Annotated in this window: 10 protein-coding genes and 1 riboswitch; all 10 genes read left to right on the plus strand. The window is 35.3% G+C overall.

Features of this window, described 5'->3' with window-relative positions:
• The first annotated feature begins 221 nt into the window (after nt 1–221).
• Nucleotides 222–1,184 carry a hypothetical protein gene (locus tag QWC74_RS03145; protein WP_006785852.1) on the plus strand — a complete coding sequence of 321 codons (963 nt, stop codon included), beginning with the start codon at nt 222–224 and terminating at the stop codon, nt 1,182–1,184.
• Nucleotides 1,182–1,292: riboswitch (TPP riboswitch) on the plus strand. Its footprint overlaps the gene before it by 3 nt.
• Nucleotides 1,293–1,359: 67 nt before the next feature.
• A complete protein-coding gene (gene thiM, locus QWC74_RS03150; protein WP_006785853.1) occupies nt 1,360–2,172 on the plus strand; it encodes a hydroxyethylthiazole kinase in 813 nt (270 codons plus the stop codon).
• The gene (gene thiE, locus QWC74_RS03155) at nt 2,159–2,788 is read left to right on the plus strand and encodes a thiamine phosphate synthase (RefSeq protein WP_006785854.1); all 630 of its coding nucleotides are present in this window, start codon (nt 2,159–2,161) and stop codon (nt 2,786–2,788) included. Before thiM ends, thiE begins: the two co-directional genes overlap by 14 nt.
• Nucleotides 2,785–3,558 carry a bifunctional hydroxymethylpyrimidine kinase/phosphomethylpyrimidine kinase gene (gene thiD, locus QWC74_RS03160; protein ID WP_006785855.1) on the plus strand — a complete coding sequence of 258 codons (774 nt, stop codon included), beginning with the start codon at nt 2,785–2,787 and terminating at the stop codon, nt 3,556–3,558. Before thiE ends, thiD begins: the two co-directional genes overlap by 4 nt.
• 597 nt (nt 3,559–4,155) lie before the next feature.
• Nucleotides 4,156–5,148: a helix-turn-helix domain-containing protein gene (locus QWC74_RS03165; protein WP_006785856.1), complete on the plus strand. Its 993-nt coding sequence runs from the start codon at nt 4,156–4,158 to the stop codon at nt 5,146–5,148.
• Nucleotides 5,149–5,300: 152 nt separating this feature from the next.
• The gene (locus tag QWC74_RS03170) at nt 5,301–5,801 is read left to right on the plus strand and encodes a YbhB/YbcL family Raf kinase inhibitor-like protein (protein ID WP_006785857.1); all 501 of its coding nucleotides are present in this window, start codon (nt 5,301–5,303) and stop codon (nt 5,799–5,801) included.
• A 22-nt stretch (nt 5,802–5,823) separates the two neighbouring features.
• Nucleotides 5,824–6,762 carry an AEC family transporter gene (locus QWC74_RS03175; RefSeq protein WP_006785858.1) on the plus strand — a complete coding sequence of 313 codons (939 nt, stop codon included), beginning with the start codon at nt 5,824–5,826 and terminating at the stop codon, nt 6,760–6,762.
• 82 nt (nt 6,763–6,844) lie between these two features.
• Nucleotides 6,845–7,306, plus strand: coding sequence for a hypothetical protein (locus tag QWC74_RS03180; protein ID WP_006785859.1), 462 nt, complete (start codon nt 6,845–6,847; stop codon nt 7,304–7,306).
• Between the two features lie 87 nt (nt 7,307–7,393).
• A complete protein-coding gene (locus QWC74_RS03185; protein WP_155231473.1) occupies nt 7,394–8,587 on the plus strand; it encodes a LysM peptidoglycan-binding domain-containing protein in 1,194 nt (397 codons plus the stop codon).
• A 267-nt stretch (nt 8,588–8,854) separates the two neighbouring features.
• Nucleotides 8,855–10,626, plus strand: a 1,772-nt coding sequence (locus QWC74_RS03190) for a diguanylate cyclase (RefSeq protein WP_288993908.1), incomplete at its 3' end; no start/stop codon positions are given.

A 10,626-nucleotide genomic window follows, 5' to 3' on the forward strand; every position in this document is an offset into this window, starting at 1 on the left:
TGCTCAAAACTCGGTTTATGAGTTTAGTAGCATTAGGAGACTTTATAGAAAGATTGTCGCTCGAAGCTGGATTAGATAAAAGGTTGAGGTGTGCGGTTAGCTCGGCGTAATCCTAAAGGATAACTAGTCTCATCAACATTAAAATAAAACCATGTCGCTCGACATGGTTTTTGTTTTGAATAATTTTTGTTCGTTATATAATGTGAGAAAAGAGGTGGATTATGGTTCTAAATATAAGTAGCTCAACGATTTTAGTTATGTTTGTAGCATTTTTGATGCCAGTGCTTTTGGCATATAAATCATATTTTTATGGCCACGGAAGCTATGCATTTTTAAATAAATCGAATATTGAATGTATTCAAGGCGTCTGTCTGATTTTAATTTTGTTTCACCAAGTGATTGAACGAGTGAGCCATCCTGATTTAATACTTCAGTTTCTTCAAACCCTAGGAACTGGCGCTTTAGCTGTTTATTTGTTTTTGGTGGGGGTAGAATTTAGGAAGTTTTCAATTCAAGCAAATCGATTGATTAAAAAGAGGATGTTTCAAAGGGCAATACGCTTGTTTTTGATGTTTGTATCAGGTAACGTTTTAATGGGATTGGTTCAGATTTATCTTGGTGAGGAAGTTTCGTTGTTTGAAATCTTACAGCATACGATAATGGGACAGTTTTTAGATGGAAGTCAGGCGTCTTTGATTGTGACGTTGTTTGTGTTTTATTTATTAATGGGATTTACACAAAATATAAAAATTTTGAGTCTATTTGGTTTGTTAGCTGGGGGGCCAGGAATCTTTGTTATGGTTGGGATGTGGGTTGCACGTTATCAAAAAGTTGTATTTATGATATTAAGAAAGCATTTATTAAATCTGAGTTTAATTTGTGGGATTTTATTGCTGCTTTCTATTAGTTGGAACTTTTTATTACCGATTGCTAGTGTACTAGGCATTATGGTCGTGTTGATGAAGGTTCAATTCAAATCAAAGGTATTTAAGTTAGTGAAGCAACTTTCAGTTCCTTTATATGTGTTGCAACTCCCTCTTTTATATCTTGTATTTTATTCGTCGGAGCCAAAGGATAGTATGTTCGTTTTAGTCACCATTGGGCTGAACCTGATGCTCATTTTGATTTTTAGAGTTATGTTGTTGACGGAGTTTAAGTCGTATGATAAAGTTAAGTATAATTAAATATGGAAAGGGAGCTGGCCCAAGCCGGCTGAGAGGATGCGAAATGGAGCGTCGACCTATAACCTGATTTGGATAATGCCAACGTAGGGAATGTACTGGAATTTTAACGTATATCGTTTTGATGTAAGGGATGGGCCTATGGTCCATCCCTTTTTTGATGATGGGGGGAATTTTAATGTTAAAAAAAATCGTAAAGAATGTTCAAAACCAAACACCACTTGTACACAATATCACGAATTATGTGACCGTTAATGACTGTGCCAATATTATTTTAGCTTGTGGTGGATCTCCAATCATGGCAGATGAAATGACTGAAGTTGAAGAGATTACGACGATCTGTCAAAGTCTTGTCATTAATATTGGAACTTTAAATTCGCGTACAATTGAGGCAATGATTACGGCTGGTAAAAAAGCAAATCAATTAAATCATCCGGTTATTTTAGATCCAGTTGGGGCTGGAGCATCGACACTTCGGACTGAAACAGTCGAACGATTGATTAAAGAGGTGAAGTTCTCAGTTATTCGTGGGAATATTTCTGAGATTAAGACGTTAGCGGCTGGAACAGGTCAGACACTTGGGGTAGATGCTAGTGCAGCCGATTTAGTCACTGATAAAAACATAGATTCAGTAATCGAAATGGCGAGAACATTAAGTGAAAAAACAGGTGCTGTGATTGCCATCAGTGGTGTTATTGATTTAGTAGTAGATATAAACCAAGTTTTTATGATTCGAAATGGGCATCCGTTAATGTCTAAAATTACAGGGGCAGGCTGTATGTTAACTGCGGTGATTGGAGCATATTGTGGAGCTAATCCAAATCAGGTAATAGAGGCAACAGTTACTGCAATTTGTGCAATGGGATTATGTGGAGAAATCGCAGCAACCAAATGTGAAGGAACTTCAAGTTTTAAAATGCATTTAATTGATGCAATGAGCACATTAAATGAAACCATTCTTGAAGGAGGAATGAAGATTGAAACTAAATAAGCAAGATTTAAGTCTATATTTAGTGACTGACCGACATTGGACTAAAGATCAATCATTAGTTGAACAAGTTGAAGCAGGCCTTAAAGGTGGTGTGACCATGGTTCAATTAAGAGAAAAGAATTTAAGCGATGAAGAGTTTTTATTAAAAGCTTTAGAGTTAAAGGAATTGACTACAACGTATAAAGTTCCTTTTATGATTAACGATAACGTTTGGGTGGCGATTCAGTCTGATGCAGATGGAATCCATATTGGCCAAGATGATTTACCTGCGGATGAAGTTAGAAAGTTAGTAGGTGAAGAAAAAATACTTGGAGTATCAGTTCAAACTGTTGAACAAGCTCAAATTGCCAAAAGACAAGGTGCGGATTACTTAGGTGTTGGTGCTGTATTTTCTACTGACACCAAAAAGGATGCGAAACATGTTCCCCTACAGGTATTAAAAGAAATTTGCGAGGCTGTGAATCTTCCAGTCGTTGCGATTGGGGGAATTGATGAAGATAATGTGGACGAGTTAACTGGTAGCGGAATTTGTGGAGTCGCAGTCGTATCAGCTATTTTAGCGTCAGATGATATAATGCAAGCTGCAAAAAATTTAAAAAGGGATTGGGTATTATGAAAAAAGTGTTAAGTATTGCGGGATCAGATTGTAGTGGAGGTGCCGGAATTCAGGCGGATTTAAAGACGTTTTGCGCACACGGTGTTTATGGAATGAGTGCGATTACGGCATTAACAGCGCAAAATACATTAGGAGTTACAATGGTTGAAGAAGTGAGCCCTGAGATGGTACGTGCTCAATTGGATGCTATTTTTACGGATATTGTACCGGATAGTGTGAAGATTGGAATGGTCTCATCGTCGGTTATTATTGAAGCAATTGTCGAAAAGTTAATGGAGTATCAAGCTGTTTCTATTGTTCTTGATCCTGTGATGGTTTCTACGAGTGGAAGTCGCTTATTAAATGAAGAAGCAATGAGCGTCTTAATTAAAAAATTGATGCCATTGGCTACAATGATTACGCCAAATTTACAAGAAGCTGAGTGTTTATGTGGATTTAACATTCAGTCAAAAGAAGAAATGGTTTTAGCCGCTAAAAAGATTGCATCCTTTTATAAAGGACATATCTTAATTAAAGGTGGTCATTTGGATGATTGTGCAGATGATTTATTGTACGTTGATGGAGAAGTGACATGGTTTTTAGGAGAGCAGATTGAAAATCCTAATACACATGGGACGGGATGTACACTTTCTTCTGCGATTACGAGTAATTTAGCATTAGGCTATGATGTTCAAACGAGTGTAAAAAATGCGAAGTTGTATATTACTAAAGCGTTAAAGGCTAATCTTGATTTAGGGCATGGTCGTGGACCTTTAAATCATCTTGTTTAAAAAATAACGTCATTTTATTAAGTTAATCTATAATTTTGACATATTCCGTTTAATTTATCCGTATAATGAAATGATGAGGGGTTGATTCGGATGGATAGTGGATTATCACGAAGGCTTTTGATTGGTTTAATTAGTGCATATAGTTTATTTTATTTGATTCTAAATATAGGGTCTCATTTCTTTTAAAAAGGCAAATCACATCGATTTGTCTTTTATTTTTATCTACAATAAAAACAGTCAAAAAGACACATTAAATCAAAACTCATAACTAACTAACATATTTTATCTAACTATGACAATTTCTCTTTTTCATCCACTGTTTTTCAACATCACACCAACAAAATATCTCAAAATATTTCCTAGGAAAAGGGGTGCAGCCCCCATGCTAAGAAGAACAATCGAAGATTGTTATATTAGCTATCTCCGTTTGATGGGGTGGACTTAGTGTGACTATCCACTTTTAAAATCTGCCACTTTATTAAATCAACAAAAGGGAGAGGCAACAGATTATTGCGTGACTGCAGCGCATAAAAAGTAGCATACTGATGTAGAATTTAGTAAGATATCACCAGATAGAGACAAAGAGGAGATGGAGAAATGGAGCATCATCAGTTAGGAACTCAGATTGCAACATTAAGAAAACGTAGGGGAATGTCTCAAGAAGAGTTGGCAAACCAACTAGGTGTGACGAGGCAGGCCATTTCAAATTGGGAGCGAGGTATGACGCAACCTGATCTTGAGATGTTGATGAAGTTAGCAGCTATCTTTGAAACAGATTTAGATGGATTAATAGGCATAAAGTCAGATATTAAAGAAGAACCCGTTGAGTTAAATTTAAAGCCTCTAAAGTGGATGTACTTAACACAGCTTTTTTCTTTGATTGGTTATTTCGTTTTTGTTGTGCTTAGTCCAAGGTATGAAGTTTCTGGTATTCTCATCATCTTGTTAACTTTTTTTATGATGGCAACTAGCATTTATTTTGTGTTTACACATGGCATTAAAACAGGTGATTATACCTTAGTGGCCGGATACGATAAACGAGTTCATTATCATGATTCAAGTCTTAAAAAAATGGCGTATATCACTGAGTTTTATTGTCTCTTTACGACGCTTAGTTACAGTTTGATTTATATCATCCTAAGTTTGATGAAGTTAGAGATTTCTTTGCTTTTTATGTTGTTAATCGTTATCTTTATGATTCAATTTATCGGTGGAATTTTATTGATTAATGTTAAATATCGTCAAGAGATATTCGTAGAGCCATCTGAACAAGAAGAAGCACGCGTTGGAATGTGGATTGTCCTTGTATTTGTCAGTTCGATTATGATTATGGTGATTGCAACAATCGTGACTCAATTAGCTTTCAATATTAGTAACAATACAGTAGAAGCAGGTCAACTAGTTTTGTTTATTTTACCGTATATCTTTTTAAATATGGTAGGCCTATTTTTAGAACAAAATCGTGTGAAAAAGGCAGTCAAAGAACAGCGTGCATATCGCCCGGATCGGATGACATATTTAATTATTTTAGCCTGTCTTATTTTGTTAGTGGGCATGATTTATACGGGGTATCAAACAACTTTAAGATAAAAAAGAACGAGTGTTAGGTTCGTCCTTTAGTTTAATCGCATAAAAAGTGGGTGTTCAGATAAAAATAGAGAGAATCCTAATACAATGATTGGGAATCTCCCTATTTTTTTGATGTGGAAAACGTTATAATGTATTTAAAAGGAGATGATTAAATGAAAGTGACAAGTACAGGTATTATTGATGGAATCATTGCCGATGAGTATGGAGCAAAAGGGACTCAATTTAATGAGAATGAGATGCCTTTATATTCGTTACCGTTAAAAATTGAAGATGCACCACAAGGTACGAAGTCTTTTGCCATTGTGATGGAAGATAAAGACGCAGTTCCAGTTTGTGGTTTTTCATGGATTCATTGGTTAGTCGCTAACTTAACGCGTGATGAATTATTAGCAGGTGAATCTCAAACAGCTACTGATTTTATTCAAGGTGTCAATAGTTGGATTAGCATTCAAGGAGATAATCAAAGTATTGAAGCCTCTAGTTATTATGGAGGAATGGCTCCACCCAATGCCCCTCATCTTTATGAGACACATGTTTATGCATTAGATACATTACTTGATTTAAAACCAGGATTTTATATGAACGAGCTTTATCGTGCGATGGACGGTCATATTTTAGATTGCTTCACATTAAAAGGAGAGTACTCAAACTAAAGGGAGTTTGTAGGGGAGACGTATGGAGAATTTAATTTTATCATTAAACGTAGTGCTACCACTGTTTTTAATGATTGTACTAGGATATGGATTAAAGGTTTTAAAGATTTGGGACACACATACGATTAATGGAATGAATACAGTGGTTTTCAAAGTATTTTTACCAGTGTTGTTATTTATTAACGTGTATCAAACAGACATCGCAGGAGTTTTTAATTTAAAACTCATGTTGTTTGCGATTTTCAGTGTGATACTTATTTTCTTAATCACTTGGGGCATTATTTGTTTAATTGAGAAGGAAAATCCTAAGCGTGGTGTTTTGATTCAGGCTATTTTTCGAAGTAATTTTGTGATTTTTGGAATTCCAATTGCGACTTCTTTATGTGGGGCTGAATCGACAGGAGCAGCTGCTTTATTAGTTGCAGTTATTGTGCCGTTATTTAATGTTTTAGCGGTCATCACCCTCGAAACATTTCGTGGAAGTCGCATCCATGTGAGGAAAATTCTAAGAGGAATTGTCACGAATCCATTAATTATCGGGTCGCTACTCGGTCTGTTATTTTTGGCTATAGGCATTAAGTTACCATCGGCTATTGAGAAAACAATTAGCGATTTATCAAAGGTGACAACGCCATTGGCACTCGTTATTTTAGGAGCATCATTTACGTTTTCGAGCGTTCGAGGCAATTTAAGAAACTTGTGTATTGGATTACTTGGAAAATTGGTGTTAGCACCTGTTATCTTTTTACCCCTGGCGATTATGTTTGATCTTAAAGGGACGAGTTTAGCAATCTTACTTGCGATTTTTGGATCTCCTCCGGCAGTTTCATCGTTTAGTATGGCGAAGCAAATGGATGGCGATGCAGATTTGGCAGGACAACTTGTTGTGTTTGGCTCGATGTTTTCGGTCATCACGATGTTTATTTGGATTTTTATTTTGAAAGAGGGACAGTTTATTTAAGAGCTTTTGTCGATTCGTTCATATTTGATTACTTATCGTTCATAGGTTAGTAATACCTTGAATGAAGTAGGAGGAATGAAATATGAATATTAGAATGGCAACGCTTGAAGATGTAGAAACTTTACATAATCTGCATTTTGCCTTAAATCGTCATCGTCACAGTTTACAACCAACGAATTATCAAGGAAAAAGTATGGATGAGGAATGGATTGAGGAAAATATTAAAACTCGTTATCGAGATTATATTTTATTAGAGGTTGATAACGAGATTAAGGGAATGGCTTTAGTTGAAATTAAGGAGACGTATTCGGTTCCCGGAAGCGTGAAGTATAAGTATTTGGATTTGATGTCCTTTTATATTGTGCCTGAGCTTGATTTAAATTATTATGGTCATGAGTTGTTTACGGCAGTGCGCGCTTGGGGAAAAAAATATTTCTTATCATATATTCAATTACATGAGTTAATAAATGATGTGAAGATGGTTAATTTCTTGGCAAGAGAACAGTTAGCGGTCACTCAACAAACATTTAAATGCGTTATTTAAGATAGCGGTTCTGCGTAAGCAGGACCGTTTTTTTGTTGTTGTCATAAGTTATAGTATCTATTTAATCATTGAAAGGAGTGTTTTAAGTTGAAAAAGTGGATGGTATCTATTGTGGTGATGGTGAGTGTTATCTTAGGCTCTGATATAAAGGCATTAGCTTTGTCTCCGTCTAGTGATTTGAAATATAATGGAATTGATGTGAGTGAGTGGCAAGGTGATATTGATTTTGAGGCAGTTAAGGAATCTGGGGTTGAGGTGGTGTATATTCGAAGTAGTGAGGGTTTTGATTATGTGGATCAGCAGTTTGAGGCAAATGCCAAGAAGGCGAATGAAGCAGGGTTAAAAGTTGGTTTTTATCATTATGTGACAGCGATGAGTGTGGAGGAAGCAAAGAATCAGGCGTCTTTTTTTGTGTCACTTGTTGAAGATTATTCATATGATTGCCGGTTAGCGATGGATTTTGAGTCGTTTGGATTGTTGAATAATGAGGAGATTAATGAGGTTGGATTAGCGTTTATTCAAGAGGTTGAAGCTTTGAGTGGGAAAGAGGTCGTCGTATATAGTGATAGTTATAATGCGATTAACATTTGGAATGATGAGATAGCCAGCTATCCACTATGGGTAGCAGATTACGGGGGATCTGAGCCACAGGATAATGGAAAATGGTCCAACTGGGTTGGTTTTCAATATAGTGATGCAGGAGAAGTTAATGGGATTGAAACGAATTCAGTTGATTTAGATTATTTTACGGATGGTATTTTCTTATCTTCAGTTGAGGTTTCAAAACCTGAGATTCCGTCTCAACCACAGACGACGTTTGATTATGTGGTGAAAGCAGGGGATACGTTGTGGGCGATTGCGAATAAATACGGTACGACGGTTTCTGAATTGGTAAAGTTGAATGATATTAGTGATCCTAGTGTGATTTATGTCGGGGAAGTATTGCAAATGCCAGGTGAATCGAGTGGAGTTGAAGCGACTGAATATACAGTGAAAGCAGGGGATACGTTGTGGGGGATTGCGAATAAATACGGTACGACGGTTTCTGAATTAGTGAAATTGAATGATATTAGTAATCCTAATGTGATTTATGTTGGGGAAGTATTACAAATTTCAGGTGAATCGAGTGGAGTTGAAACGACTGAATATACAGTGAAAGCAGGGGATACGTTGTGGGGGATTGCGGCTAAATATGGTACAACGGTTTCCGAATTAGTGAAGTTGAATGGGATCACTAATCCTAATATGATATATGTTGGGAAAGCGTTATATCTTAATTGAAATAATACATTCTTTTTTGTCGGTTTTTATGACGTTATTACGTGAATTGTTGTTTTGTTTTTTTTATGGTGATATGATGGTGGGGAATATGCTTTATTGTAGCAGAGTAGGGAGTTACATTTTAGGTGTTTATTTTGATAAACTATCTTTTAAATCATAACTTACAATTTTAAAAGACCTATTTATTTAGTGCTAACTTTTTAGAAGCTAAGAGACGTAGACAACAGGGGATGGTTGTCTAAAAATTATATATTGAGGTGGATTATTTTGCAGAGGATTTTATTCGTCCTTCTCCTTTTGGGAACACTCGTTGGAATCGGTATTCATCATAAGGAAACAACAGAATCGTTAGAGTTAAGTGAGTTTATTGAGAATTTAGATCATCAGCTCATGAGTCTAACCCCAGATGTGTTAGTAAGCTATGAGAAAGAGGTCATTGAGAGGCTCGATGACATTAAAAATCGGAATGAATTAAAAAAAGCTTATTCTTATCTAGCATATGTGAACTTTTATCAAGGAGAGTATGAAGAATCAAATAATTACTTTGTAAAGGAATTATCTATTGGAAAAAATCAACCTGAAGAAGTAGAAGCAATCGTATTGATGGGGATTTCTAAAAATTATTTATATCTTGAGAATAATCCTAAATCAGATGAGTATTTTGAATACGCTAAATCTCTTGCTATTGAGAGTGAGAATGATCAGTTGTTATCGCTGATTTATCAGATGCGAGCTAAAGATTACATTAATCTACTTGTGAATACTGATCAAGCAGTCCAATTATTACAAGAGTCTATAGAACTTAGTTCAGATGTTTATCAAAATATTATGAGTTGCTTAATCTTAAAGAATCTTTATTTAGGAACTTTACAGATAGATTTATCGAATCAGTATGCCCTAAAAGCTATCACACTTGCTCAAACTTATGGATATGAAGACTTACTAAGTTGTGGCATTAGTAGTTTAGTTATTAATGAGTATCTCAATGAATCTTATACGAATGTGATTTTGATTTATGAAGATTTAATTGTGGCAAGGCAAGAGGAATTTCCTTTTTATATGTTCGGGCCGTATATTTATAGTATTGCTAATGAGTACGGGATTGAGAAAGCCTTAGAGTTGGTTGAAGATGAAAGAGTTAACTCAGTATTAGAAGAGAGTGAGTATGAAAATAACTACAAATCAATCATTAGAGCCAAGTTATATATTGAGGATGGACAAAAGGAAAAAGCATTAGAACAATTATTGGCAGCCGAATTTGAGGCGGAGGGGAACTATGAAATTCAGTCTCTAAATGTTTTTAAAAATAAGCTCTATGGTGACATTAAGTTCGAGGGACAAGAACTGCTTGATTTTTATGTGGATTTTTATGAAGAGGTAATGAAAGGGGATATTGATTCGGTATTAAGAATTTTATTGTTAAAGGATATCATTCAAAAAAATCTTGAGTTAGAAAATTATGAACAAGCTTTTTACTTTGCAAGTCAAATCCCTACCCCATTAAAATCAGAAAGTTCGATTCAAATTAATTTGATTGAAGAAAATCTTAAAAATACGATGAGTGATAAAGTTGACGATAAGAATCCATCCTTAATAATAGGCAGATGGATTCTTGTTGGGGGATTACTCGCAACGATTTTGTTTGTTTGTTATAATAAAAAACGAAAAAGTTTACGTTCTAAAAAACAAGACTTACCTGATAAAGAGATGGAAGCTTTAACGTTACAACAGTTATATGATCAATGCTCGGAGAAATATCCAAATGGAAGTGTTTTTGTTGTTGATTTAGATAATTTTAAAAAGTTCAATGAGACATATGGATATATTGCTGGAGATCAGGTGATTGAGCAAGTATTTGAGTTAATTAAGAGTGAGTTTAAAGAAGGATTGTTGACGAGACATAATGGACAACAGTTTATTATTGTGACACAAGATGATAAAATGAGAGCAGCACAGCGTGCACAACAATTGATTGATAAAACATATGCTTTAAATATTGAACATGTGACGAATTTAAGAGATTTACGTATGACGTTAAG

The organism is uncultured Turicibacter sp., from assembly GCF_938044715.1.
Taxonomy (GTDB): domain Bacteria; phylum Bacillota_I; class Bacilli_A; order MOL361; family Turicibacteraceae; genus Turicibacter; species Turicibacter sanguinis.

Coding starts and splice junctions, on each gene's coding strand:
- QWC74_RS03145 (WP_006785852.1), top strand. CDS start 222: ATGGTTCTAAATATAAGTAGCTCAACGATTTTAGTTATGTTTGTAGCA.
- thiM (WP_006785853.1), top strand. CDS start 1,360: ATGTTAAAAAAAATCGTAAAGAATGTTCAAAACCAAACACCACTTGTA.
- thiD (WP_006785855.1), top strand. CDS start 2,785: ATGAAAAAAGTGTTAAGTATTGCGGGATCAGATTGTAGTGGAGGTGCC.
- QWC74_RS03165 (WP_006785856.1), top strand. CDS start 4,156: ATGGAGCATCATCAGTTAGGAACTCAGATTGCAACATTAAGAAAACGT.
- QWC74_RS03170 (WP_006785857.1), top strand. CDS start 5,301: ATGAAAGTGACAAGTACAGGTATTATTGATGGAATCATTGCCGATGAG.
- QWC74_RS03175 (WP_006785858.1), top strand. CDS start 5,824: ATGGAGAATTTAATTTTATCATTAAACGTAGTGCTACCACTGTTTTTA.
- QWC74_RS03180 (WP_006785859.1), top strand. CDS start 6,845: ATGAATATTAGAATGGCAACGCTTGAAGATGTAGAAACTTTACATAAT.